The sequence below is a fragment of the Thioalkalivibrio sp. ARh3 genome (assembly GCF_000377265.1).
Classification (GTDB): Bacteria; Pseudomonadota; Gammaproteobacteria; order Ectothiorhodospirales; family Ectothiorhodospiraceae; genus Thioalkalivibrio; species Thioalkalivibrio thiocyanoxidans.
In genome coordinates, this window is sequence record NZ_KB897952.1 from 104004 (window position 1) to 129570 (window position 25567).

Sequence of the window (25567 nt, forward strand, 5' to 3'; positions counted from 1 at the left end):
CCGGGATCTCCGCCGGTTGCCAACAACGTCATCCAATCAGGCGGCAACCCCTTGATCCGCGCGATCCTCGACAGCCTGAAATGGAGCACCCGCCTGGGCGCCAAATTCTTCTGGGCCGCCCCGGCCGCGACCAGCGGCGTAGTGTTTTTCACCCTGGTGTCGCAGCTCTCCATGCTGCTGGCCTTCTTCCTCCCGTTGAAGGTCATCATCTTGCTGGGCTCGGACGGCATCCCGCGCTACTTCCCGCCGGCCTTCGAGCAGTTCGACCGCGACTCCCTGATCGTCTGGCTGAGCGCCGCCACGGTTGCCTTCTATGGGCTGTACCTGCTGGCCGAACGCATCGTGGAGTTCGGCGGCGAACGTGGGTCAAAAACCCTGCTCACCCGCAGCCGAAAGATGGTCCTGTTCGAAAACCAGGACGAACTGGCCGCCCGCGCCTACAAACGCCATGCCGAGGTGATCGCGGGATCCGTATTTCTGCTGCTGGCGCTGGGCATCCTGCTCTGGCTGTATCAGGGGGTCGCGCTTCTGTCTGCCGGATACGTCTTCCTGGTAGCTATTGCGCTCCTGGCTGCCCTGGCCGTAAGCGAAGCGTTCCGCGAACGCCTCGAGGACAACCTGGCCGGCTGGATGGGCGTACTCTCGGGCATCGGCTTCATGCTGGCCTTCGCCTACCTGGTGATCGACTTCCTGTTCCTCGATCCCCCCGGCCTGATCCCGGCGATCATCGCGCTTCTGCTCTCCCGCCAGGGCTTCAACCGGCTTTCGAGCCTCGTCTCGGACCTGGTGAAACAGCGCAGCCAGAAGCCCAAGCTGGATGCGCTGTTCTTCCACCAGAGCGCCTTTATCCCGGAAGAGGACGATAAGAAAGAGTCCATCTGGACCCTGCTGGCACCGGAAGAACGCCGGCAATGGGTGCCGGAACTGATCGCCCAGATGTACGGGGAGCCCGCCCCCAAGGATCTGGACATCCAGTGGTGGCAAACCGATGTGGCCAACGTGGGCGTGCTGCATTGCCGTTCGCCGGGAGAGCCGAGCATTTTCGTCAAGCTATTCGCGCGTAAACGCAGCGCCTACGCACTGCACGAAGCGACCCTGCTGGCCGACCCGCCTAGTGGCCTGCCCAGCCCGCAATGGATCGGCGCCACGCAGGTGGGCGGCTTCCGTTGCCACGTATTGCAGGTAGCTGAAGAGCTCCCGGCCAGGCAGGGCGATACCGGAAAAGGGGTGGAAGAGATCCGCCAGGCCTTGCTGCAAATCCCGCCTCCACAATCTCTGCTGACGCGTTACCAGCGATCCCGGCCCATGCTGTGGCAGCGCCTGAACGACAGCATGCTGGAGCGCCTCCGGATCGCCGCCAGCGATTCACAGGCCCTCAGTGCCCTCGGCCAACTGCGGGCTCGTCTGCAGGACTGGCGCGACCAGCTCGCTGCGCTGCCCCTGGCAATCACCACGCGGGACGTTCGGCCCGGCAATATCGTAATGACCGAGGCAGGTGTGCCCACGCTGATTCACTGGGGAAACTGGGCGATCGAACCGGCCGGGGCCGGATGGCCGACAAAGCCCAAACATCTGCAGGTGCTTGGGGAAAACTCCAGCGGGGCCGTACTTGCCGCCTTGAGCCACGAGCTGGAACGTCTCTTCGAGCGCCAACGCTTCAGCCGTGCCCTCAAGCTGGTACCTCGCATTGTGGGGTTCTTCGCGCAAAACACTGAGCCTTCGGCCACCAAGGGGTTGCGGGAATGAGCGTGAGTCCTTCATCCCCCAGCACGCCGCACTCGAACAGTGCAGCGGAAGATTCCGCGCGGCTGGTCTGCTCGGTCATCGTGCCCGTCTACAACCACTGGGGATTGGTTCCGGAGCTGCTGGAACGCCTGCAGGCACAGACCTTCCCGCAAGAGTCCTTCGAAGTGCTGCTGGTAGACAACGGCTCCACGGATTACGAGCCCCCGCAAAGCCTCTCCGCCAACGTTCGTGTTCTGAACTGCGACACGCCGGGATCCTACGCAGCCCGTAACGTTGGCATCGAAGCCGCGGCAGGCGACTGGCTCGCCTTCACCGATGCCGATTGTCGACCCGATTCCCGGTGGCTCGCGGCCATGCTCGACCGAGCCCAGCAGGAGGGGAAAAGGGCTCTGCTGGCTGGTGCTGTCGAGATGTACACCGAATCCGCGCGCCCCAATGCCTATGAAATCTACGACCTGATCCGCGGAATCCCGCAAGCGCATTATGTGCGGCTCGGCTACGCGGCCACCGCCAACCTCCTGGTGTCAAGGACAGTGCTTGAGGAACTCAGCGGGTTCGATGCGATGCGTTATTCAGGGGGTGATGCGGACTTCTGCCGGCGAGCGGTAAGCCAGGGACATCCTTTGCGATACGTTTCGGAGGCGGTTGTGTATCATCCCGCCCGCCAGTCCTGGGCAGAAGTGGTCTCCAAGGCGCGCCGCATCAAGGGGGGGCAGCTGCTCTCGGGGTCCATGCGTACGCGCGCCTATTGGGCCCTGCGGACCCTTATGCCGCCAATCCACCTCTACTACCGATATGTAATGGCTGGACAATATAGCCTTCGATATCGGGTCATCGCACTGGCAGTCCAGTCGCGCCTCTGGGGTCATGAAATCCGCGAGATACCCCGGTTGTTGTTGCCCTCCTCGCGTGGCGAGCGTCAATAGATGGGCCCGCAGGGGCCAGAAAGCAAAATCCCCATACGCCCGCCCCAAGCTGCGTGGCGAGATCCAGGCCAGAGCAGAACGAACACTAGCTAATAGACAGAAACCCCGGAGAGATAGAGTGACAAGCAGCATTGACAACAGGGAAGACACAGAACGCCTGAGTACGCCCCAGGAACCGGGCATTCCGGAAAGGGATTTCCTCCGCCACTGCATTTCGCCCGCTTCGTTCTGGTGGCCGAATTACCTTGAGTCATCGGCTTGGCTGGACCACGGGCCCTTTGCCTTTTGGCTTATCGATGCGCACCGGCCCCGTACGGTTGTGGAGCTGGGTACGCACGGAGGTTTCTCTTATTTCGCCTTCTGTCAGGCTGTCCAGACATTGGGTACAAACACGCGGTGCTACGCTGTCGACCACTGGAAAGGGGATGAGCACGCAGGTTTCTATGATGAGTCCATCTACGAGCGTGTGAAATCCTACAACGAGACTCACTATGCGAATTTCTCCCGCCTGGTGCGGTCATCGTTCGACGACGCCCTCCAGCACTTCAGCGACGGCAGCATCGACCTTCTGCATATCGATGGGCGGCACTTCTACGAAGACGTAAAGCACGACTTCGAGAGCTGGCTGCCCAAGTTATCCGACCGCGCTGTAGTCATACTTCACGATACCAACGTTCGAGAGCGCAACTTTGGTGTATTCCGGTTGTGGGAAGAAATCCGTAACGAATACCCCAATTTCGAATTCTTACATGGTCATGGCCTCGGCGTATTGGGCTATGGAAAGGACCTTTCTTCGGCCCTCCGAGCACTGTTTACCGCCGCATCCGACTCACAAGCCACCGTAGCTGTTCGGGATGCCTACAATAGGCTGGGTGCCTATCCGAAACAGGCTTTCCACCGGCGCGCCGAAAAGCGCAGAGCGGATGAGAAGAAGATCGAACTTCACGAGACATTGAGCGCGCGACAGCGCGACCTCAAAGCACTCTCCGCCAAGCTGGCACAACAGAAGGAAGACCTGAACACGCTCTCCTCAGAACTATCAGAACGACAGCGTACCATCCGGAGCCTGCGGAACTCGACCAGCTGGCGACTCACATCCCCTCTTCGGGCGCTGTCCAAAGGCTTCAAGTCGGCAACTCGTATCATACTTCGGGTGCTGAGGTTGGTCTGGTGGATCATGACCGGGCAGCTCAGCCGCGCGGCCAAGGCGTCGCTCCCCTATTACCGTCGCTACGTCCCACTGCTGGTAAAAAGAACCATACGCCGTCCATTGAGAAGAGCGTTTCGCCGGTGGCTGCCGAAGGCAGCCGAACAGAACGAATACGAAGGCCGCGGAACTGATGTTGCATCAAAGAAAAAGAATTCCGATGTGCCGACCGAAAGGCCTCTTGCATATCGACAATTGATGACGGAATCGCTTTTCAAGCCGCTCAGGAGGGCTCCATATAGCTCACGGGAGGAATACCTTTTTGCCTACATGAATGCATATGGTCGCCACCTAGAAAACAAATACATTAGTCGCCCTCAGTCGAAACTGGTCTCGGTGATAATGCCGACTTTTAATCGCGCCGATTGTATCATGGAGGCTATCGGCAGCCTTCTCGATCAGACGTATACGAATTGGGAGTTAATCGTGGTCGACGATTTTGGCACCGATGGCACCCAAGAGCTTTTTAAGCAAATAGATGATGAGAGGATTAAATATACTCGTCTGAGCTCAAATTTGGGCTCCGCGGGAGCGAGAAATGTAGCACTGAAGAAGGCGGTGGGAGACTACGTTGCATACCTCGACAGTGATAATACTATAGAGCGTAATTTTCTCCTTGTAATGGTTAATGCTCTAGAAGATCATCAGTCTGTAGATGCTGCGTATTGTGCTCAACGCGCATTCAGGGTCAGAGGCGGGAACACTGAAGAAGAACATGTTCGGTTCGCGCCGTACCATAGGCCGTCCCTCGAAAATAGTAATTATATCGACATTGGCGTAGTGGTTCATCGCGCTTGGCTTATCGATTGCGTTGGTTTCTTTAATGAAAAGATGCAGCGGCTCGCCGATTGGGAATTCATTCTCCGTCTGGGAGAGCGAAAAGCAGCGCTAGCGGTGCCGGTTATTCTCAGCAATTATTACTACGACAAAGTAAATAATCAAAATACTAAAGTGCATGGGTTGGATGCACCATTGAAGGAAATCGCGAAAACCGTCAGGGGTGAAGCAGTTGGGAGAAAGCTGGCTCGGCAAGATGCGCGGTGCGTCGAGGAAATGTATTCACTCGGTTATAAGAGAGAATTGGATTCGGACGCTCGCAACGTTTCAATCGTGATTCCGAGTTATGAAGCGCTGGAATGTCTCCGGGCATGTGTTGGGGCGGTAAAGGAATTTTCGGAGCCATCGGCTGTTGAGTTAATCATTGTAGATAACGGATCAGGAAAAGAGGTTGTTACGTATCTGCGGACACTGGAGTCGGAAGGTACTGCTAAGGTTATTCTGAATAGCGCGAATTTGGGGTTCACTCATGCCGTCAACCAAGGTATCGCGGCAGCCTGTGATGGAAGGGACATTGTTCTTCTCAACAATGATGCGATCGTCACCGAGGGCTGGCTCGCCGCATTCCATGAGTTGCTTGGCCATCATCCTGATGCCGGGTTGATCGTTCCTAGGCAAGTCGTACCAGCGAGCGAGCCTTCAGTGAAAAAGCATCAGCCGTTCAGGAATTCGAACCGAGAGTGTGACATCAATATATCGGCTCACCATGGCAACCTTCTCGATCCAATGTTTGACCTAAAGAATGGTTACATGGAATTGCGATATGCGCCGTTCTTTTGTGTTTATATTCCGAATAGTACCCTTAGTGGTGTTGGGCCTCTAGACGTCGAAAGCGGCCCTCACTATCGGAGTGATCGGATTTATTGCGATATGGTACGTGAAGTTTTGAATAAGAAGATTCTCTATACGCCGCACTCTAAGGTGTATCATTTGGTTCAACAATCAACCAAGATCCTGCGAACATTAGACAAAGAAAAATTTGATGCATTGTTTGTTCGCAATAACTGGGATCAGGTCGTTAGAACCGACCTTCCGCGGGTAATCGATGGCGCGGTTTCCGAAGGGACACACATGGAAGCAGAGTCGCCATCTGATTCGATGGGTCGGGGTGGGGACGGTCGTTCGAACTGCTCGTCTCTACAAGAGGACGTGGATACAGCCCACGGCCTTCCGGTCCGGGGAGCGGGAATTCGGTGGTTCTTGGTGGTGGATGGGGATCCGAATAGTGGGAAGAGTAGTTGTTGTAGGAGCCTTGGTCGCCTTGATGGGGTTCTGCATATTTCTACCGATAACTTGATTCATCGGGAACTAGTTCCAGGTTTAGACGTATCCGCTATTAGGCGAACTAAAAGCGGTAAAGTGAACTTAGAGGAATTTGTTAAAAGCGAAGTTTTCGACTTGGATATGTTAGTCGATTGTCTCCGCGCAGAAATTATCGAGAAGGTACACCAATGCCCAGATGTTTCAGTGGTCGTGCTAGATGGGTTTGTGTTTAAGGCGCATCCTAATCTTGTTGATCGGGTGGGGGTCCCTAAACAGAGGAGGCATGTGTTGCGTGCCCGCAATGTTCGAGGTCGGTACTTGGTGGGCGATGTCGATGTTACGTCCCAAAATTACGAGGACGTTCTAACGCATGTGTTAAAGTGAACGGTAGGCAAAGGCTGGCTTTTTGGGGGATTATGTGGTTTTTGCGTTCGTGGGTTCTGTTAGCTGTGGATCTGCTGCGTGAACGATCTTGGAGCGTATCGCGGAATATGAATGGTTTTAGATCTGGGGTTAAGGGGCAGTTGGTATTGGTCACTGGCGGTGCCGGTTTCATCGGCTCGGCGGTTGTTCGTGAGCTCGGGAAAAGTACGAGGGCGGACATCGTTAATGTCGACAAGCTCACCTATGCTGGTAATCATGATTCGGTGGGTGCGGAGGCGTTTGATGGGCGCTATACGTTTGTCCGCGCGGACATCTGCGACGCCGTAGCGATGCAGGAGGTGTTTGAGGCTTATCGACCGGATGTAGTGATGCACCTTGCAGCGGAGAGTCACGTTGACCGTTCCATCGCAGGGCCGGCCGCATTCATTGAGACGAACATCGTGGGAACCTATACGCTCTTAGAGGTCGCGCGAACGTACTGGGAAGGGTTAGGTTTGTCAGATCCGGAGAAAGCGAATGGGTTTCGGTTTCACCATGTCTCGACGGATGAGGTTTATGGCGACCTCTACGGAACGGACGATCTCTTTAGGGAGGCGACGCCCTATGCCCCGAGTTCCCCGTATTCGGCCAGCAAGGCTGGCTCAGATCATCTGGTGCGGGCATGGCAAAGGACGTTTGGCTTGCCAACGCTGATTAGCAATTGCAGCAACAATTATGGACCCTATCAGTTTCCAGAGAAGCTCATTCCACTGATGATTCTTAATGCTAGGGATGGCAAGCCGCTACCGGTGTATGGCAATGGCCAGCAGGTGCGCGATTGGTTGTATGTGGAGGACCACGCCCGCGCGCTTATCAGGGTGGCCACAGAGGGCGAAGTGGGGGAGACCTACAACATCGGCGGTCATAACGAGGTGACCAACCTCGAGGTGGTGGAGCGTATCTGCGAGCTGCTTGAGGAGCTGGCGCCGTACAAACCAGAAGGTGTGAATCACTACCGTGACCTGATCACCTTTGTGGCGGATAGGCCGGGTCATGATCTTCGCTATGCCATCGACGCAAGTAAGATCGAACGTGAGCTCGGCTGGGTACCCAGCGAAACCTTCGAGACGGGGCTGAGAAAGACGGTGCAGTGGTATCTCGATAATGGGGACTGGGTCGAGGGCGTGACCAGCGGGGCGTACCGGGATTGGGTCGAAAAGCACTATGGCGAACAAGCGGTGGACCGGGCAAACGATGGCTGAACAGGCCATTCTGGTGACTGGCCCCAGTGGTCAGGTGGGCTGGGAGTTACAGCGTGCCTTGTCTCCGCTCGGGCGACTGGTGTTGCTGGACCGAACTCGGTGCGACCTCGCCGATTCGCAGGCGCTTCGAAACCGGGTGCGGGAGGTCCGCCCTGCGGCGATTGTCAACGCAGCCGCGTATACCGCCGTTGACCAGGCGGAGAGCGAACCGGACGTTGCGGCGGCGATCAACGCACAGGTCCCCCGCATTCTCGCCGAGGAGGCGAAGGGGCTTGGCGCGTGGGTCATCCATTACTCGACCGATTATGTGTTTGACGGCAGCGGCGACCGGCCGTGGCGGGAAGCGGACCCGGTTGGGCCTAAGTCGGTTTACGGCGCCACCAAGCTGGAAGGAGAGCAAGGAGTAATCGCCAGCGGCTGCGCCGCGCTCATTTTTCGCACCTCGTGGGTGTTTGGGGTGCATGGGCACAACTTCCTGAAGACAATGCTCAAGGTGGGCCGGGAGCACCCTGAGCTCAAGGTGGTGGCAGACCAAATCGGTACCCCCACACCGGCGCATCTCATCGCGGACGTCACCGCCCATGCACTACGGGACGCCTTGAACGGACGTATAGAGCGTCGCGCCGAGATCTTTCACCTGGCCCCTAGGGGGGCGACCTCCTGGCATGCCTACGCTGAACTCCTGATCGAACACGCAAAGACACTTGGTTGGCCCATCAAGACTCGTTCGGTCCACGCGATTACGTCGGATGCGTGGCCAACGCCCGCGGCAAGGCCCGCCAACTCGCGTCTGGACTGCCGGAAGTTGGAGGCGACGTTTGGCCTGCGGCTTCCCGAATGGGAGGAGGGGGTGAAACGAGTCGTGGAGCAGGTCGCTCAGAAGCCGTTGTAGCGCAGGTCGGATAGGAAAAGGACAATTGTGAAGGCATGTGCCATGGATGAGTACCAAAACGACCTGGAAAGATTGTTTTTCGAGAACACAGGGCGCCTGATCCACAAGTGGCGGCATTATTTCGAGATCTATGATCGGCATTTCTCTAGGTTTCGCGGAACGGATGTCCATGTTGTGGAGTTTGGTGTCTCGCAGGGCGGGTCCCTGCAGATGTGGAAAGAGTATTTTGGACCCAAAGCAAAAATAGTCGGAATCGATGTAAATCCGAACTGCAAGGCGCTCGAAGAGGATCAGGTGGAGATCCTTATCGGTGATCAAGAGGACCGGCGGTTTCTTGATTCGGTGAAGGAGCGGATCCCGAGAATTGATATATTGATCGACGACGGCGGCCACACCATGGCTCAGCAGATCAATACCTTTGAAGAGCTTTTCCCCGCGATTGACTCTAATGGCGTGTATCTGTGCGAAGACCTCCATACGTCCTATTGGCGGAAGTGGGGTGGAGGATATGGGCGAGCCGGGACTTTCGTCGAATACAGCAAGAACCTCGTCGATCGTTTGCACGCCTGGCATTCGGAAGATGAAGCTAAGCTTACCGTTACCGATTTCACCAGGTCGGCACATTCGTTGCACTACTATGACAGTATACTCGTAATCGAGAAGCGCCCAGTTGACAAGCCGTTTCATCTGAAAACGGGGGTAGCGACGATTCCGGCGTACCAGGGTCGCCGATCCGGCCCGGAGGCTTCGAGTGCTTCAGGTCTCACATCGCATGATTGGGCCCGGGTAGGCCGTAGGGTGGAAGCGTTGGAGCGGGAACTCGTGAAGTGCCAGGAAACCAACAAGGCGATAAGAAAACGTTTGCTTGATGCGCAGCGAAGGATTCAGGCGTTCAGGTCGTCGGCTAGCTGGAGGTTCACCGCGCCGCTGCGCCACTTGATGCGTGGCCTTAGAAACGCCGGTGGCCGACTAGTGGCTAGGAAATAGGACGGCGGTTGTGGCGATGGGTTCGGGCACATGAACGACATTTCCAGGCTATACCTGCATGTTGGGACGCACAAGACCGGCACGACATCCATTCAGACGTTCATGGAAGATCGAGTGTCGCTTTTCGCAGAAGCAGGAGTTATTCCGCTTCTGACCCCGGATGGAAAGGCAAATCAATATTCGTTAGCTCACAGGTTCATTCGGCCGGAAGTCCGTACACCGATGAGGCTACGGCAGGCGAGGCCGGTGAGCGAGAGTGCTGTGCAAGACAAAATGCTCGACCATGTCCGAAAATCTATTGGCGATTCGCGCTATTCATCGTTTCTTCTGAGTTCAGAAGCGTTCAGCTTTCTAAGAGTGGATAGGGAGCGTAGGGAGCTAGAGGCCGCCGTCCTGAAGCTGGTCGATGAGGTGCTTCCGATTCTGGTTATGCGAGAGGAGAGAGCTTGGCGTAAGTCGTTCGGGGGTCAAATAAGGAAGATGGGTATACAGGCGCAATGCGCTGAGCTTGAGGAAGCTGAGCGTCCGGATGGAGTCTGGTATTATGATCGAGAAGCGCTCTGCGAATTCTGGGGTCGGGTGGGCCCTCTGATTACAATTGACTACGATGCCGCGTTGCGGCGCGATGGCGATGTCATGCCTTCTTTTCTCACTGCTGTAGGCATCGATTCTGCTCGATACTCGGAACGCGCGATTTGGAAGAATTTGACGAGAGATCCTGGCTACCCACCTAACTGAAGGCGCGCGTCTGCGCTTGCTCTCCGTGGCCCTCGAGTGTGGGTTGAAAGTTCCTTGACGGTTTAGATATTGATATGTGCACATTATTTATCCACCCGGGCCATTTCAAGACAGGTTCAAGCTTCCTCCAGTCGGTATTCGCGCTGAATGCAGAAGAATTAGAGCGGCAGGGTGTTCAGTATCCGATGCTGGGAAGTATGGGAAAGGCTGCCGATGGACGAATATCGTCGGGTAACGGAGAGCTTCTCGTTGATTCGCGCAAATTTAGTCGCTTGAAATTGAAAGCAGGGGTTAGTGCGCTTTTCAGTAATGAATGGTTATTCGAATGGCTGGGCGAGCCGGATCGGTTATCGAGGGTCGCGGAGATTGTAGAGGATCTCGGGTTCTCCCAAGTCAAGGTATTGTTGTTTATCAGGGACCCGATTGACCATCTTGCGTCGTTCTACCAGCAAATGGTGAAGAGGGGGGGATATTGTGGGTCGATTGACGAGTATGCCCAGACGTTTGATGTGCCGGAGCGAGTAGAACGATTTCTATCGGCCCTCGAGAAGAGTGGATTGAACGCACAGGTAGATATTCACCACTACGGCCGCGAGAAGGGCGACTTGGTTGGCGTGGTAGAGAGATGGCTCCGGATGCCGATGGGAACCCTTCGTGTCCCGGATGGTGGGATGGTGAATCGTTCCCTGAGTCTGGCAGAGATGGAGTTTCAAAGAACGGTGAACGAGTTCTTGGGGCCGTCGGGAGAGCTTGTCGCGGACCCGCTTTGTAATAGCCTGCCGCATATCGAGCCGCACTACGTACAGGCGTCACACACAGTGCAGAAAGAACTGCTGGAACGATTGACGCCGGCGATGAAAAAGGTGAATCAAAGAGTGCCGGGTACTGCGGCCTATGAGTGGGATTTTCGGGAGCATGTGGAGGTTGATGCGGATGATGGGAAGTTTCGGCTGGATCATTCGCAAGTAAGGGTGATTGCCGAGGGGCTCGCGAGTGAGATAGGCAGGCTGCGCGATCAGATCGGAGAACTCGACGGGAAGGTGCGCGGGCTGGAAGCCGGGGCGCAGGCCTCGTCGGAGGATATGCGTAGGCTGAAGGCGCGGCTTCGAGCGGAAAAGGAGCGAAGCAGGCGGACCAGGAAGAAACTTGGGGCAGAGAGGGCGCGCGTGGCGTCGATTCGCGCGTCCAAGAGCTGGCGTCTCACCAGTCCGTTTCGGCTGTTGTGGCGATCGGTAAGGCGGGTGCGTAGCGGCATGCAGAGGGGGATGTGATGGCGGTCGCGAAGAGAGAGCAGTCATGAAGCGGCGTAAAGGTATTATTCTGGCTGGTGGAGCCGGGACTAGGCTTCATCCGGCGACGTTGTCTGTCTCGAAGCAGCTGCTGCCGGTCTATGACAAGCCGATGATCTATTACCCGCTTTGCACGCTGCTGCTGGCCGGGATCCGGGAGATCCTGATTATCTCCACGCCAGAGGATACGCCCCGTTTCGAGCAGATGCTTGGGGATGGCAGTCGGTGGGGGATCGAGCTGGAGTATGCGGTGCAGCCGAGCCCGGATGGGCTGGCCCAGGCCTTCCTGATTGGTGCGGATTTTCTGGGTGACGACCTGGCTGCGTTGATTTTGGGCGACAACATTTTTTATGGCCACGACTTCCAGCCGTTGCTGGAGCGGGCGGCCGCGCGGCAGGAGGGTGCGAGCGTGTTCGCCTATCACGTGCACGATCCCGAGCGCTACGGTGTGGCGGAGTTCGATGCCGATGGCAAGGTGCTGTCGCTGGAAGAAAAGCCGGCGAATCCGAAGTCGCCTTATGCGGTTACCGGGCTGTACTTCTACGACGAGCAGGTGGTGGAGCGTGCGCGGCGGATTCAGGCGTCGCCACGTGGAGAGCTGGAGATTACCGACCTCAATCGGATGTATCTGGCGGAAGGTACGTTGAGCGTTGAGCTGATGGGGCGCGGGTACGCCTGGCTGGATACTGGGACGCACGACAGCCTCCTGGAGGCCTCGCACTTTATTGCAACGCTGGAGCGGCGTCAGGGGCTGAAGGTGGCGTGCCCTGAAGAGGTCGCTTACCGGAAGGGGTGGATTGATGCGGAGCATCTGGAACGGCTGGCGGCTCCGCTGGCAAAGAATGGGTATGGCCAGTATCTGTTGCGGGTGTTGCGAGAACAGGTCGCGTGATATCGGGGCTGCCGCCTGCTCTGTTTGTTTCTACTAAATATCTTTGGGAGGTACCGTGGAGGCACAGCGCCTGGCGATTCCGGATGTGGTGCTCTTCGAGCCGCGTGTCTTTGGCGACGAGCGCGGCTTCTTTTTCGAGAGCTTCAATGCTCGTGCGTTCGAGGACGCTACTGGCCTGGCTCCGACTTTCGTCCAGGACAACCACTCGCGCTCTCAGCGCGGGGTGTTGCGGGGCTTGCATTACCAGCTACCCCCTTGCCCACAAGGGAAGCTGGTGCGCGTGGTGAATGGAGAGGTGTTTGATGTGGCGGTGGACATCCGCCGTTCTTCGCCCACGTTCGGTCGCTGGGTGGGTGCCCGGTTGTCGGCAGAGAACAAGCGCCAACTGTGGATACCCGAAGGGTTCGCGCACGGCTTCGTCACGCTGAGCGAGTCGGCTGACTTTCTGTACAAGACCTCCGGTTATTACGCCCGGGAACTGGAACGATGCATTGCCTGGGACGATCCGGAGATCGGCATCGAGTGGCCTGTTGAAGGCGAACCGGTACTTTCGGCGAAGGATCGCGAAGGTGTGCACCTTTCTGAGGCGGATGTGTTTTCGTGAGCCTCGGTTGTGTACCGGTCCAGGCCAGTTGGCCGGGAAAGGCTGTCCCGGGGGTGGATTGTGCCGAGGCGGCTAGCAGTTGCCGGAACGCATGAAGCTGGCGATCAAGAATCCGGCTCCTGAAGGTTCGAGACAGACGTTCTGGGGGGACTACTCCTTTGGCGGGTCGCTGAAGCGTGCGCTAGAGGAGCTGGGCATTGAAGTGGTGCAGCACTTCTGGCCGGATTGGGATCGAGATGATGGCGAGGACGCCATCCTGGTGCTCCGGGGCAAGCGGCTGTATGTACCCCCCAGGGATAAGGTCTCGATGCTCTGGGTGATCAGTCATCCGGCGACCGTGTCGTTAGACGAGTTGAATCGTTATTCCGTTGCCTTTGTTGCGTCGGAGAACTTGTATTCGACATTCGACCCGTTGACCTCCACCCCGGTGGAGGTAATGCGTCAATGTACGGATGTGTCTCTGTTTGCACCGCCCGGCTGTACTGTGGAAGAGGACGCGAAGCGCCGAGAAGGCGTGGTCTTCGTGGCAAACAGCCGTGGGGTACGCAGGGACATGCTGCAGTGGTCGTTGGCGGCTGGCCGGCCGCCGAGACTCATTGGTGGGCACTGGGATCAGTTTGGGCTGGCTGAACTGGTGGACCGGGAGCATGTGCGGAACAGCGAGTTGCCGGAGGTCTATCAGGGCGCGAAGGCGAGCCTGAATGATCATTGGGCGGATATGCGCCATTTCGGCATCATCAACAACCGGGTGTTCGACTGCATGGCTTGCGGTGTTCCTGTGGTCACTGACAGCTTTGCGGAATTGGTCTCGGTTGTTGGGGATGCTGCGCTTTATGCGAACAATGCAGACGAGTTGCAGAGTGCGCTGAAAGAGCTGGATGACTCCTACGCTTCTGTGCTCTCGAGAGTCCGGTCATGGTGGGAGGAGCACGGTGCTGATTACTCGTTTTCGGCGCGTGCTGAGCAGATTCTGCGTGCAGTCGACCGCTTGGAGCCCAAGGGCGCTGAACCTGGAGCTGAAAGCGATACGCCGGACTTGCAGGAGGCGTGCGCCTTCTTTGATGAGCTGCTTCGGCAGAGTGACCTGAAGCGATCCGGGCGGAAGAAGAAGGTAGTCCTGGTGAATCCAACGCAGCGGACCTTGCGGGCAGTGACGGCAAATGAAGGGGTGGCACATCTGAGCGCGGGGTTTGGCGATGGCCCATGGCAGGTCGCGCTGGATGGCCAGGCCTCGCAACTGGAAGGGGCCGCGTTCGACGTGGTCTGGATCGAGCAATTAGGCACCCTCCTGGATGTTTCCCCAGCGGAGCGCTTGGTGGCAGCTCAGGGCCTCGCGCGCTCGATGTCGATGTTGGGCGTTCTGGGGGTTTCTCCCGATGGCGAGAACGAGCGTGGCTTCGTGGATGCATTGGGCTGGGCAGGGCTCGAGACTCTCAGCAATAGGCGTGATGGCACGATCCTGGGGCGGGCGAAGGCCGCCCGAGGTGTTCAGGAGTTGGAAGACATGTCGCGGAAGCTTCGGGAGTGTGAACAGCGTTACGAAACCCTGAAGCGCCGATCGTTGAGGCGGCGCCTGGCGAGGCTGTTTTCCCGGAGCTGAGGAGTGCAAGGCCAGGGATTGGTGCGACCAGGCAGGCAGGTGTAAAGCGGCGGGTTTGCGGAGGTCGCGCAGATCTTCTGTAGCTTTTGGGCTAGAGGCTATTGGTGTGTATATGAATTTGAGAAGGGTACTAGCGGGGACCGCGAAAACGGTCCGGTCGTCGCCGGCCTGGCCGCTGGTTCGACCAGTGTATGCAAGCGTCAATGCTTTTGTAGATGTGAGGGCGCTCGTCCTCGGTCTGTACGGTGGTGATGGGGTAGCGACATCTGCATTGCCTCGCGCACGGGATAGAGGGGAAGCGCCGCCGTGCCGGGCTGAGGTGGCGCAGTTTGGTGCCGCCAGGCAGTCGGAAGTCGAATTCGCGCTCTACCGGGTAATTGGAAATGATCTGTGGCCGCGGCACCGTGTCGGACAGTCGCGGGAGAATGTGGCGTGGATTCTGGAGCATGAGCCCGAACTGCCGGGCTGCGAGAAACGGTGGGTGGTGAATCGCATTGTGGATCCACTGGAAGAAGAGGCGATCCTGCGGCTTCTGGAAGAGGCTGGGCAGGAGTATGTGCATATTCCTTTTCGTTGGGAGGAATACCGAACCGTTGGGTGGGACGTATGCGGTGTTCCCGCAAGATTCGCGCCCGGCAGCCGCGGCTTTAATCAGCTTTCCGACCTGATGCAGGGACGGGTGCTGATGCGGCTGTATCGTCACAAGAACAACTATGTGATGAATAACAACGGCGCGCGCAATGCGGCCCTGGAGGATGGCCGCCAGCGGGCGGCATGGGTCCTGCCCTGGGACGGGAACTGCTTTGTAACCGGAGAAGCCTGGAACGAGATAGTGGAGGGGATACACGCACGACCGGACAGGCCCTACCACATCGTTCCGATGGCGCGGATCACGCGCAACGAAGATCTACTGGATGGTGACTTTCGACCGGAAGCGAATGAGGAGCCTCAGATTATCTTCCGACAGGACTCAAGGGAGTCGTTCGACGAGTCTTTCTATTATGGCCATCGGCCCAAGGTGGAGCTGTTGTGGCGGCTTGGGGTGACGGGGCCCTGGGATGCCTGGCCGCAGGAGCCTTGGGACATGGCTATTCCGGATTTTGCCCCTGAGGCTGGCTGCTACGCGGAAACGGGTTGGGTGGCGCGGCTATTTTCGGGGCAGGCGGTGCATGAAGTTTCAAAGGATAACAAGGCTTTTCACAGCCGTGGACGCGCCAGGATAGAGGCTGTCAAGTCGATGCTGGATCGCGTTGACCAACTCGCGTTTGACGGCGCGCGAGAGCAGCGCGCCCTGTCCGTCATCGTAGAGAGCCGACTTGAGGACCCAGCGCTGAGTGAGGCGCTTCAAGACCCGCTTGTTGACTATGCGAATGAGGCGCTTGGGCGCGGGCCGTTCAGCGTAATGGACAAGACCACGTTGCCGCCCAGTGGCGATCCCCACGACTACTGGCATCCCGCTCCGTATTACTGGCCGCATCCGTTGCGTATCCCGGGCTTGCCGTATGTGTTGCGGGATGGCCAGAGGGTTCCCGGAACGCGATTGTATGAGCCGGAAAGTGAACGCTACGATCGTACGCGGCTCCAGCGCTTGTTCGACGATGGACTCGTGTTGGCGATCGCCCATCAGACAACCGGAGACAGGCGGTATGGGGAGCATGCGGCGGGCCTGGTCCGGCGCTGGTTTCTGGACGAAGAGACCGCGATGAATCCTCACCTTGAATACGCGCAGGTGCGACGGGGACATAACCGTAATCGAGGATCCAGCTACGGGCTGATTGAGTTCAAGGATCTGTACTATTTTCTGGACGGCGTATGCCTTCTCCTACAGAGCGGGCTGTTGAGCGAGCAGGATCGCACCAGGCTCGAGAACTGGATGGGCCAGTATCTTGAATGGCTGCAAAGCAGCCCGCAGGGCATTGCCGAACGGGCTTCGGAGAATAACCACGGCACCTATTACGATCTTCAGGTGGCCTCTATAGCGGCGTTTCTAGGCGAGTGGAAACTGGTAAGGGAGACGTTGCGCGACAGTCGTTCCAGGATCATCGGCCAGTTCGAGCCCGATGGCCGTTTGCCCAAGGAGTTGGCGCGCCCCACGTCGGCCCACTATGAATGCTTCACGATCCAGGGCTGGATTCATCTGGCACGGCTGGCCGAGTCCGTTGGAGAGGATCTCTGGTCCTTCGAGGGGCCGGAGGGGCAGAGCCTGCGCCGGGGCATGGAATGGCTGCTCGCGCATATGGGCAAGCCGTGGCCCTACCAGCAGATCGATGAGTTCGACGACGGGCGCTTCTTTCCTATCCTGCACGCTTACCAGGACAAGTTTGGCGATGCGCCCGTTGATTTCGAAGCGATTCCGATGCCTGGCGCTATAAAGCCAGTCTTTTTCCCGCACGACGGTATCCCGCCATTCTGGCAGTTTACCCTTGAACGCACCGTATAACGGCCCGGACGCATCTAATGCTTGGGCCTGTGAAAGGGGTGGCTGCTCGGTCTGGAAAGTCATCGGCCTCGTACGCGACGGGACGACTTCATCGTCTTGCGGTGGGGTTCAAGCGTCTAGGTGCCCGACTTCGATGGCGAGACCTACGAGTCCGGTGGCTGTGGAAGAGGTGGCGCCTAGCAGGAGATTCCCGAGTTCTTTCCAAGCTCAACGATGCATTCGCCAACCACCCGGATCTTTTTTCACCAGATGACCAATATCGGCTCGCTCGGTCGGCCCTGATCAGCTCTCCTGAGTGGAACGAAAACGATCACGCGTTGCTGGATATCCTATCGCGGAATGCGGATGCCGGTTCGACTTCGATCATCCGACACACGGCCCAAGTCATTGATAAGGGGAACTCTAGGGCTGGAGTTTTGAGAAGGTGCGTCGCTTATGATGATCTGGGACAAGAGACCTCTTGGTTAATCGAAAAGCACCACTTCGTTCATAAGGGGCATCTGTCCGACAACGACGAAGCAACGAAACCGTTCGTTGAGGCCCAGGTCTACGAAGCGGTTTCTGGTTGGGGCTCGCTTCGCAATTTCAGGGCCCCGGAGTTTATGGGCAAGCAAGTCACGCCATATGGATGGCGCCTATGGCTGGAGGATCTAGAGAAATCGGGTTGCAAGAAGGTCGGTACACCAACGGATCTGGAAACGGCCCATAAGATCGCGCGCGCAGTGGGCGTGTTTAGCGGCAATTATTGGCTAAACGGCGATCTTGCGGATCTTCCGGATCTGTCCCGGAAGGGGAGACTGCCGGGGATGCTCCGGCCGAAACGAAGTCAGGAGTTTATTGCCGAAGCTACGACAGACCTCACGCGGGGCCAAGTTGATGGCAGGGGCTTTGCCGAGATGGTCCTGGAGCTGGGTTCGTGGTCGGAATGGCTCTATCGGCGATCGTCTGACGAGGGTGCAGTGGCAGTTTGTCACGGGGATGTACATGGCGGAAATTTCATGGTGGCTCCTGACGGCCAGCTGGTCTTGCTCGATTTCGAAAAGGTTTGTCTCGGTCCGGTGGGGTTGGATATGGGGCGGTTTTTGGGCGAGCCAGCGATGCGCGCGGCGAGGACATCAACGCGAGGCAAGAGGGATATCGAGCAGTTCCTGGAAGAGTGGCGCGCTGGCGTCAAGCTTGAGTATCAGCACGGGTTAGAGGAATCGGGCGTGGTCCATGACCGGGAAATCGCTTCCTTTAATGTCGATTATTTCTTTGTGCTTCGGGTCGCGGTTCTGATCTGTGAGCGGGAACGAGGCGGAGACAGGCGGAAGCTACACCGGAACTCGGATGGAATTGGGTTTTTGGTTTCTTATGTTTGGGATTTGGGTGACAAATTGATTAACGAGATGGGTCGGCGGTGAATCGTGCCGACTTTTCCGGAGGGTCTGGTCCTTGGGGGTGCGGTGACGGTGATACGCAACTCGAAGAATGGTAAGCATGATTGAATGCCCGTTCTGGACTCGAAAAGTTGGAGGGTTTGTGTGCGGTGCGGGGCTGGAAGGAGTTAACTGGTAGTGACCACGATTGAGGAGAAACGCGGTCCCGCAGTCTCGGTGGTGATGCCGGTCTATAACGGCGAGATGTTCGTTGAGGCGAGCATTCGGTCGGTGATGGCGCAGACGTTTGCCGATTGGGAGCTGGTGGTGGTGGATGATGCCTCCACGGATGGCTCGGTGGCGCGGGTGGAGGCCAGGTGGCGGGCCTTTTCGCGTGAATCAGGGCAGGACGTGTACGAGGGCTCGTAAGTAGCTGTGTTGATGAGGCGAATCGATCCGCGTAACTTAGGGTAAGAATTTTTACCTTAAGGTGTGTCCGAGTGGCGGAATCCGGAGAGTGGGCGTTCTACGGTCGGCAGACGGAGCTGGGCCAGTTGCAGGAGGTCCTGTCGCGGAGGCGCTGGTTCTTTCTGCAGATTTCCGGACGACGCCGGATTGGCAAGACGACGCTGATTCAACAGGCACTGCAGGCGGCGGGCGTCTCGAAGACGCTGTACATCCAGATTCCGGATTCGGACCCGGCGGGGGTGGTGGCGGCTTGCAATGGCTACCTGGAGACGTTTGGGCTGGAGGAGCGTGTCCATAGCCTGGGCGAGCTGGCCCGCTTGATCGCGAGTCTGGCGGAGTCGGGGTATGTGGTGGCGCTGGATGAGTTCCAGTACTTTCATCGAAAGCCGCTGTTCGACTTCTGCTCGCTCCTGCAGGCGGAGGTGGACCGGCTGAGCGCCCGGGCGGGGCAGGTGCCTGGCGGATTGATTGTGCTGGGGTCGCTGCATGCGGAGATGACGGCGCTGCTGGATGACCGGCAGGCGCCGCTGTTCAACCGGGCCACGGACACGCTCGAGCTGGGGCATCTGGATATCGGCTCGGTGCTGGAAATTCTGCGCGCGCATGCGGACGAGGATCCCGAACGCCTGTTGTTTCTCTGGAACCTGTTTGAGGGGGTGCCGAAGTTCTACCGGGATGCCTACGAGCAAGGTGTGCTGGATGCGGACCGCGAGACGGTGCTGCGCAAGCTGTTCTTTTCCAGTTCGTCGCCGCTTCGCAATGAAGCGGACAACTGGTTCCTGCGTGAACTGCGGGGCCGCTACGACATGGTGCTGCAGTTTCTGGCATCGCATCCCGGCTGCAACAACGCGGCGATCGAGGCCCATCTGGCGGAGGTCTCCGGTCCGGGAGAGGCACGACAGGTGGGTGGGCATCTGAAGATCCTCAGCGAGCGGTACCGGATGATCGAGCGACGACTGCCGATCTTTGCGCGACCGAAGGCTCGCAGCGGGCGTTACTACATTCGCGACAATTTTCTGCGTGCTTGGCTGTCGGCGCTGCAGAAGCCGGTTTCGGCCTCGGCCTTTCGGCCGATGGACATGCTCGTGTCGCAGGCCGATGAGCGTTTGCGCGAGGTTGAAGGCTATGCCCTGGAGGATCTGGTGGCGCAGCTTTATGAGGAGCGCAGTCGCCTGGGGCTGGGCGACTTTGCGTTGTCCGAACGGATTCGGGGGTACTGGGATCGCTCGGACGTGGAGATTGATTTGGTGGCGGTGTCGGAGGACCAGAGCGCTATTCGGTTCGGCTCCTGCAAACGGCAGGGCGAGAAGCTGGCCAGGTCCATTCCGGCTCTGCAGGCCGCGGCGGGCCGGTTCCTGAGCGCTCACAAGGCCTACCAGGGCTGGAATGTGGAATACGTGGCGATTGGGCCCGGAATCACCGAAGCGGAGGCCGAGGAGATCCGGGGCCAGGGGGCGATTCCGCAGAGCCTTGGGGAACTCTGTGATGGGTTGTGATCCGTCCACAGGTGGGAGTATGTCTCCGGCGGATTTGACCACACCGCTGGTTTCTGTGGTGATGCCGCTGCACAACGCGGCGGATCGGGTGATGGAAGGCGTGCGCTCGGTGCAGGGGCAGTCGCTGGCGGATTGGGAGCTGCTGGTGGTGGACGATGCCTCCACGGATGACTCGGGGGCGCGGGTGGAGGCTCTGGCGGCGGAGGATGCGCGCATTCGGGTGTTGCGGCTGGAGTGCAATGGCGGGCCGGCGGTGGCGCGGAATGCGGGGATTCGCGCGGCGCGCGGGCGCTATATCGCGTTTCTGGACAGCGATGATGCCTGGGCCCCGGATAAGCTGGCGCGGCAGGTGGCGTTGATGGAGCGGGGCGTGGTGTTCAGCTTTACGGCGATGGAGCGGTTCGACGAGCAGGGGCGGCGGTTGTCTGCGGCGGGGGTGCCGGAGCGCGTCGCGTACGAGGAGTTGCTGAAGACGAACTATGTGGGATGTTCTACCGCGATGTATGACACGCGGTATTTCGGCAAGGTGGAGATGCCGTTGATTGATCGGCGCCAGGACTACGGGCTGTGGCTGCGGCTGCTGAAGCAGGCGGAGTTTGGCCATGGGCTGAATGAACCGCTGGTTCGGTACACCGTTCGGTCGGGGTCGGTTTCGTCCAACAAGCTGACGACGGCAGGTTACACCTGGCGGGTGTATCGGGAGCTTGAGGGGTTTTCGAGGGTTCGATCGGCCTATTGTCTGGCGCATCAGACGGGGCGCGCGGCGGTCCGAAACCGTTTGCCCGGCCTGGCCCGGAGATTGGGGTGGTTGCATCCCGTGAGGGGGGTTGCGGAGGCGGATTGCCACGGGCCCTTCGGGTCCTCGCAGTGACGGGTGGTGCGGGATGACGGGGCGAGTGCTTGTCACGGGTGCGAGCGGCTTTGTCGGATCGGCGCTGGTGGATCGCCTGGAGCGGGACGGTCGCTGGGAGTCGCGCGCCGGCTCGCGGCGGGGTGGGGCGTTGTCGCGTGGCGCGGAATGGGTTGTTACGCCTTCGCTGGAGGCGGGCGCGGATTGGAGCGGGGTGCTGCATGGGGTGAGCGCAGTGGTCCACGCGGCGGCCCGGGCGCATGTGCTGGATGAGGCGGCCGATGATCCTTTGACCGAGTTTCGCAGGTGCAATGTCGACGGGACGCTGGAGTTGGCGAGGCAGGCAGCAAAGGCCGGTGTGCGGCGTTTTGTTTTTCTGAGTTCGATTGGTGTGCTGGGGCGCTCGAGTGAGCGCCCTTTTCGTTTTGATGATGCGCCGGCCCCGGAGGATGACTATGCCGTATCCAAGTGGGAGGCGGAGCAGGGGCTTGAGGAGCTGGGCCGACAGACGGGGATGGAGGTGGTGATCGTTCGGTCGCCGCTGGTCTACGGGCCAAATGCACCGGGCAACTTTGGCAAGTTGATGCAGTGGGTGGCGCGTGGTGTGCCGCTGCCGCTGGGTGCGGTGGACAATCGGCGTTCGCTGGTGGGGCTGGATAACCTGGTGGATCTGCTGGTGACGTGCCTGGAGCATCCGGCGGCGGCGAATCGGGTGTTTCTGGCGGGGGATGCGGAGGATCTTTCCACCACCGATCTGTTGCGGCGGGTGGCGGTGGCGATGGGGCGGCGGGCGCGGTTGGTGCCGGTGCCGCCGGGGCTGTTGCGTGCCGGGGCGCGTGTGGTGGGGCGTGGGGAGATGGCGCGGCGGTTGCTGGATTCGTTGCAGGTGGATATTTCGCATACGCGGGAGACGCTGGGGTGGGAGCCTCCTGTGAGTGTGGATGAGGGGTTGCGGCGGGCGGTTGTGCCGTTGGTTGGGTAGGGTTGGTGGTTTTTCGAGTTTGGCGGGGGCTTCGCGGGCGAGCCCGCTCCCACAGGGGGTGGCAGTCGGTGTAGGAGGCCAGCCCTCTGGCCGATGGGGCCTGTCTAACATCCAATCGGCCAGGGGGCTGGCCTCCTACAGGGGATCGAGATCGGAGAATGTAGGGACGCCGAAAAATTCTGCGGATGCCAGAAGTGCCTGATCGAGGGTTAGTAATGGGGCCTCGCTGGCCTCGGCGCACGCTAGATGCAGGGCGTCCAGCGTCCTCAGGCTTGTACGGCGTGTGAGCAGCCAGTGCATGGCTCGGTCAAAGACGCTTGGGTCCAGCGAAACGAGGCGAAAACGCCCCTCGCGAACGTCTTCGTGAAAGGCCGACTCGACCCGGTTGGCCTGGGCCTCGTCCAATTCACCCGTGCGGACCCACCGGGCCAGTGCCGAAGCAAACTCGACACGCACCAGCTCACTGATGACGGGCGGCTGGCGCTGTGCAAGGTAGAGTTGTTCGATGGTGTCACTGGCGGGTTCGCTGCGGTAAAACGGCAGGACTGCGCTGGTGTCTGCGTAGAACATCAGTAGCGTTCGGTATCCCGCAGGGTGCGAACCGTATCGACGGACGCCTCCTGCATGGCCGGCACGCTCTGCCGCAAGTCTGCACGGGAACGAAACCCCGGGGGCTCTCCCGCGGGCCGTACCACGCGTGCGACGGGCCGACCCCGACGCAGGATGCAGACCTCCTCGCCTCGTTCCACCTCTTTCAGGATGCTCGAGAGCTGTTCGCGCGCATCGCGGACGTTGACCTCTTTCATGTCGCTCCAGATTTCAATGTGTACACATAAACTGTACACAAAATCCGGTTCAGGGCAAGCGACGAGAAGCTGGCTCGCCGCGAAATGCCTGCGCGCGTCGGTTGTGGTTAGGAGGCTTCGCGGCCAAGGCCGCTCCCACAGGGTGTAGCATTCGGTGTAGGAGGCCAGCCCTCTGGCCGATGGGGTGTGGGATAGGCCCCATCGGCCAGAGGGCTGGCCTCCTACAGGGATGGGGTTGGGCTGGCGTGGGTGATCGGCCAGGGGGCTGGCCTCCTACAAGGGAGGGCTTTGCTATACTTGTATAGCAACTGTCTGGAGGAAAGATCATGTTGGCTTTGCGTCTGCCTGAAGATGTCGAGAAGCGTCTGGCCGCCCTGGCGAAAGCGACGGGGCGCAGCAAAAGCTTTTATGCGCGCGAAGCGATCGTGCAACACCTTGAGGATCTCGAAGACATTTATTTGGCCGAGCAGCGCCTGATTGACCACCGCAAAGGAAGCGGAGAAACGGTCTCCATGGATGAGATGAAGCGTCGACTTGAGCTGGACGATTGAGTTCGACAAACGCGTAGAGAAAGATCTGCGAGCGCTCGATAAGCAGGCAGCGAACCGCATTCTGAAGTATCTGTCCGAGCGGGTCGCGCCCGCGGACGATCCTCGCAGTCTAGGAAAAGCGCTCTCTGGGGAGCTGGGCGAGTATTGGCGGTATCGAGTGGGGCCTTATCGCGTGCTGGCCACCATCGAGGACGACGCGCTGCGGATACTCGTCGTCCGGGTAGCACACCGGAACAGTGTTTACCGACAGTAGCGCATTGGGCTTGGTGTGAATTTCGGTTTCTGTCGTTTCCTTCCGAATGAAAGGCGTATCGCGCACGGGCCGCGTCGTGCCGTGCCTCTACAGCCGGGTGTTCGGTGTAGGAGGCCAGCCCTCTGGCCGATCACCCACGCCAGCTCAATGCCCCATCGGCCAGGGGGCTGGCCTCCTACGGGGATGGGTGGGTGGTTTTGTGATGGGGTTTGGATTAGCGTGCGGGGAATTGTGAACCGGGGAGGTTGTGATGGACGAGTGGGCCGACCGGCTGGCGGGGTTGGGGACCGCGAGTATTGGGCGCGTGGTCGAAGGCTTGTTGCGCGGGATGGGGTATGTGCTGGTGGATGCGCCGGCGGATGGTCGCGATGTGTGGCAGGAGTATGTGGTGGCCCCGGCGCGGGGTGGCGACGATGCGCCGCGCTTGATTGTGGGGGTGGCGCGTGATCGTGACAGCGAGGTGGAGCCGACGGAGCTGGAGGCCTTTGCCGCGGGGCGCGAGGGTAGCGATCGCGGGATGTATGTGAGCCTGGCCGGTTTTGGGCCGGAGGCGCGTGAGCAGGCGGCGGAGCTGGCGATGCCGGTGATCCTGCTGGAGCCGGCGGATCTGGCGGAGCGGCTGCGCAGCCACTGGGGCGCGCTGGATGGCGAGACGCAGGCGCTGGTGGAGGGGCGTGGTTAGCGGTTTGCGTTTTCGTTGTCGAGTGTGAAAAGGGCCTGTCCTGTTGGGATGGGCCCTTTTTTGTTGGAGGGGTTTGGGGGTGGTCGGGCGTGGGTATCGCCGAGGGGGCTCGGCTCCTACTGTAGTGGTCAAGTGATTTCGGACACCTCGATCGGTGTTTCGGCTGTCCATTTTCGCTCGTAGGCGTTGGGCGACAGATAGCCCAGGGTCGAGTGCCTTCGGCGCTCGTTGTAGAAGGCAACGATGTAGTCGGTGATGTCCCGGGTGGCCTCGCCGTGATTGGCATAGTCCCGTCGCCAGACGCGCTCCATCTTCAGGTTTAGGAAGAAGCGTTCGGCCACCGCATTGTCCCAGCAGTTACCCCGCCGGCTCATGCTGGCCCGGGCGCCGTGCTGCACCAGCAGACGCCGCCAGGCGTCGCTGGTGTACTGACAGCCCTGGTCGGAGTGCACCAGCAGCCCCGGCTCGGGTTGCCGGCTCTGCAGCGCCATGCGCAGCGCACTGCAGGCCAACTCGGCATCCATCCGCCGGGCCATGGACCAGCCCACCACCTTGCGGTGGAACAGGTCCAGCACCGCCGCCAGATACGTCCAGCCGGTACGGGTCCGGATGTAGGTGATGTCCGTTACCCAGGCTTCGTTCGGACACGAGGGCTGGAACTGGCGGTCCAGGTGGTTCGCCACCACCGGCGCGGTCTCATCCCGTTGGGTGGTGACCACGAACGCCCGCTTCCAGACGGGCCGCAGCCCCTGCTCCCGCATCAGACGGCGGACCCGGTAGCGGCCGACCGCAACGCCATCGGAGCGCAGCGCCGCCTGCACACGGCGGCTGCCGTAGGTCCACTCCGACTGTTCGAAGGCCTCCTTGACCCGCTGTCCCAGCGCACAAGGCCGGCGCAGTCGCCGGTCGCGCGTCTGCGCCGCGTAGTAGCCCGAACGGCTCGCCTCCAGCAGATCGCAGACCCGCTGCACCGAAGCCTTCTCCGTCAGGACCCTGATGCAGCGATGCATCACTTCAGTTCCCGGGCGAAGAAGGCCGAGGCCTTTTTTAGGATGGCCTTGTCCTCCCGCAGCCG

23 protein-coding genes are annotated in these 25567 nt (G+C 59.5%); 20 read left to right on the forward strand and 3 right to left on the reverse strand.

Features of this window, described 5'->3' with window-relative positions:
• Positions 1 to 51 precede the first annotated feature (51 nt).
• The 17 genes from C995_RS0112085 (at position 52) to C995_RS0112165 (ending at position 22200) form a co-directional block, all read left to right on the forward strand.
• The gene (locus C995_RS0112085; RefSeq protein WP_018865183.1) at positions 52 to 1746 is read left to right on the forward strand and encodes a phosphotransferase; all 1695 of its coding nucleotides are present in this window, start codon (positions 52 to 54) and stop codon (positions 1744 to 1746) included.
• Positions 1743 to 2672: a glycosyltransferase family 2 protein gene (locus C995_RS0112090; protein WP_018865184.1), complete on the forward strand. Its 930-nt coding sequence runs from the start codon at positions 1743 to 1745 to the stop codon at positions 2670 to 2672. Before C995_RS0112085 ends, C995_RS0112090 begins: the two co-directional genes overlap by 4 nt.
• 118 nt (positions 2673 to 2790) lie before the next feature.
• On the forward strand, positions 2791 to 6363 hold the full coding sequence (locus C995_RS14125; protein ID WP_081618904.1) for a glycosyltransferase: 3573 nt from the start codon (positions 2791 to 2793) through the stop codon (positions 6361 to 6363).
• 107 nt (positions 6364 to 6470) lie between these two features.
• Entirely contained in the window at positions 6471 to 7604 is a 1134-nt protein-coding gene (gene rfbB, locus C995_RS0112100; RefSeq protein WP_018865188.1) for a dTDP-glucose 4,6-dehydratase, read from the forward strand.
• Positions 7567 to 8496 carry a dTDP-4-dehydrorhamnose reductase gene (gene rfbD / locus C995_RS0112105; protein WP_018865189.1) on the forward strand — a complete coding sequence of 310 codons (930 nt, stop codon included), beginning with the start codon at positions 7567 to 7569 and terminating at the stop codon, positions 8494 to 8496. Before rfbB ends, rfbD begins: the two co-directional genes overlap by 38 nt.
• Before the next feature lie 42 nt (positions 8497 to 8538).
• Positions 8539 to 9483 carry a class I SAM-dependent methyltransferase gene (locus C995_RS0112110; RefSeq protein ID WP_018865190.1) on the forward strand — a complete coding sequence of 315 codons (945 nt, stop codon included), beginning with the start codon at positions 8539 to 8541 and terminating at the stop codon, positions 9481 to 9483.
• A 30-nt stretch (positions 9484 to 9513) separates the two neighbouring features.
• A complete protein-coding gene (locus C995_RS0112115; protein WP_018865191.1) occupies positions 9514 to 10221 on the forward strand; it encodes a hypothetical protein in 708 nt (235 codons plus the stop codon).
• Positions 10222 to 10295: 74 nt separating this feature from the next.
• Positions 10296 to 11492 (forward strand): hypothetical protein, encoded by a 1197-nt coding sequence (locus C995_RS0112120; RefSeq protein WP_231362431.1) that lies wholly within the window; start codon positions 10296 to 10298, stop codon positions 11490 to 11492.
• A 25-nt stretch (positions 11493 to 11517) separates the two neighbouring features.
• The gene (gene rfbA / locus C995_RS0112125; RefSeq protein ID WP_026279101.1) at positions 11518 to 12402 is read left to right on the forward strand and encodes a glucose-1-phosphate thymidylyltransferase RfbA; all 885 of its coding nucleotides are present in this window, start codon (positions 11518 to 11520) and stop codon (positions 12400 to 12402) included.
• Between the two features lie 55 nt (positions 12403 to 12457).
• Positions 12458 to 13006, forward strand: a complete 549-nt coding sequence (gene rfbC / locus C995_RS0112130) for a dTDP-4-dehydrorhamnose 3,5-epimerase (RefSeq protein ID WP_018865194.1) — start codon at positions 12458 to 12460, stop codon at positions 13004 to 13006.
• Positions 13007 to 13097: 91 nt separating this feature from the next.
• Complete coding sequence (locus C995_RS0112135) at positions 13098 to 14606, forward strand: glycosyltransferase (protein WP_018865195.1); 1509 nt, start codon at positions 13098 to 13100, stop codon at positions 14604 to 14606.
• Between the two features lie 112 nt (positions 14607 to 14718).
• Positions 14719 to 17046 (forward strand): alginate lyase family protein, encoded by a 2328-nt coding sequence (locus C995_RS0112140; RefSeq protein ID WP_051075152.1) that lies wholly within the window; start codon positions 14719 to 14721, stop codon positions 17044 to 17046.
• 317 nt (positions 17047 to 17363) lie between these two features.
• Positions 17364 to 18449, forward strand: a complete 1086-nt coding sequence (locus C995_RS0112145) for a phosphotransferase (protein ID WP_018865197.1) — start codon at positions 17364 to 17366, stop codon at positions 18447 to 18449.
• A 153-nt stretch (positions 18450 to 18602) separates the two neighbouring features.
• Positions 18603 to 18833, forward strand: a complete 231-nt coding sequence (locus tag C995_RS0112150; protein ID WP_018865198.1) for a glycosyltransferase — start codon at positions 18603 to 18605, stop codon at positions 18831 to 18833.
• A 125-nt stretch (positions 18834 to 18958) separates the two neighbouring features.
• Complete coding sequence (locus C995_RS0112155) at positions 18959 to 20368, forward strand: DUF234 domain-containing protein (protein WP_026279103.1); 1410 nt, start codon at positions 18959 to 18961, stop codon at positions 20366 to 20368.
• 61 nt (positions 20369 to 20429) lie between these two features.
• Complete coding sequence (locus tag C995_RS0112160) at positions 20430 to 21239, forward strand: glycosyltransferase (RefSeq protein ID WP_018865200.1); 810 nt, start codon at positions 20430 to 20432, stop codon at positions 21237 to 21239.
• 13 nt (positions 21240 to 21252) lie between these two features.
• On the forward strand, positions 21253 to 22200 hold the full coding sequence (locus C995_RS0112165; protein WP_038081064.1) for an NAD-dependent epimerase/dehydratase family protein: 948 nt from the start codon (positions 21253 to 21255) through the stop codon (positions 22198 to 22200).
• A gap of 135 nt (positions 22201 to 22335) precedes the next feature.
• Here the strand turns inward: C995_RS0112165 and C995_RS0112170 are convergent, their stop codons facing one another.
• Positions 22336 to 22770, reverse strand: a complete 435-nt coding sequence (locus tag C995_RS0112170; RefSeq protein WP_018865202.1) for a type II toxin-antitoxin system VapC family toxin — start codon at positions 22768 to 22770, stop codon at positions 22336 to 22338.
• Positions 22770 to 23006, reverse strand: a complete 237-nt coding sequence (locus tag C995_RS0112175) for a type II toxin-antitoxin system Phd/YefM family antitoxin (protein WP_018865203.1) — start codon at positions 23004 to 23006, stop codon at positions 22770 to 22772. Before C995_RS0112175 ends, C995_RS0112170 begins: the two co-directional genes overlap by 1 nt.
• A gap of 326 nt (positions 23007 to 23332) precedes the next feature.
• On the opposite strand from C995_RS0112175, the gene C995_RS0112180 reads away from it, so the two are divergent.
• The 3 genes from C995_RS0112180 to C995_RS0112190 all read left to right on the forward strand — a co-directional run bounded on the left by C995_RS0112180 (position 23333) and on the right by C995_RS0112190 (position 24492).
• Positions 23333 to 23557 carry a DUF6290 family protein gene (locus C995_RS0112180; protein WP_018865204.1) on the forward strand — a complete coding sequence of 75 codons (225 nt, stop codon included), beginning with the start codon at positions 23333 to 23335 and terminating at the stop codon, positions 23555 to 23557.
• Positions 23541 to 23810: a type II toxin-antitoxin system RelE/ParE family toxin gene (locus C995_RS0112185; protein ID WP_018865205.1), complete on the forward strand. Its 270-nt coding sequence runs from the start codon at positions 23541 to 23543 to the stop codon at positions 23808 to 23810. The genes C995_RS0112180 and C995_RS0112185 overlap by 17 nt, the downstream gene beginning before the upstream one ends.
• A gap of 250 nt (positions 23811 to 24060) precedes the next feature.
• Positions 24061 to 24492: a restriction endonuclease gene (locus C995_RS0112190; protein ID WP_018865206.1), complete on the forward strand. Its 432-nt coding sequence runs from the start codon at positions 24061 to 24063 to the stop codon at positions 24490 to 24492.
• A 128-nt stretch (positions 24493 to 24620) separates the two neighbouring features.
• Here the strand turns inward: C995_RS0112190 and C995_RS0112195 are convergent, their stop codons facing one another.
• Positions 24621 to 25502: an IS3 family transposase gene (locus C995_RS0112195; RefSeq protein ID WP_018865207.1), complete on the reverse strand. Its 882-nt coding sequence runs from the start codon at positions 25500 to 25502 to the stop codon at positions 24621 to 24623.
• Positions 25503 to 25567: the final 65 nt, after the last annotated feature.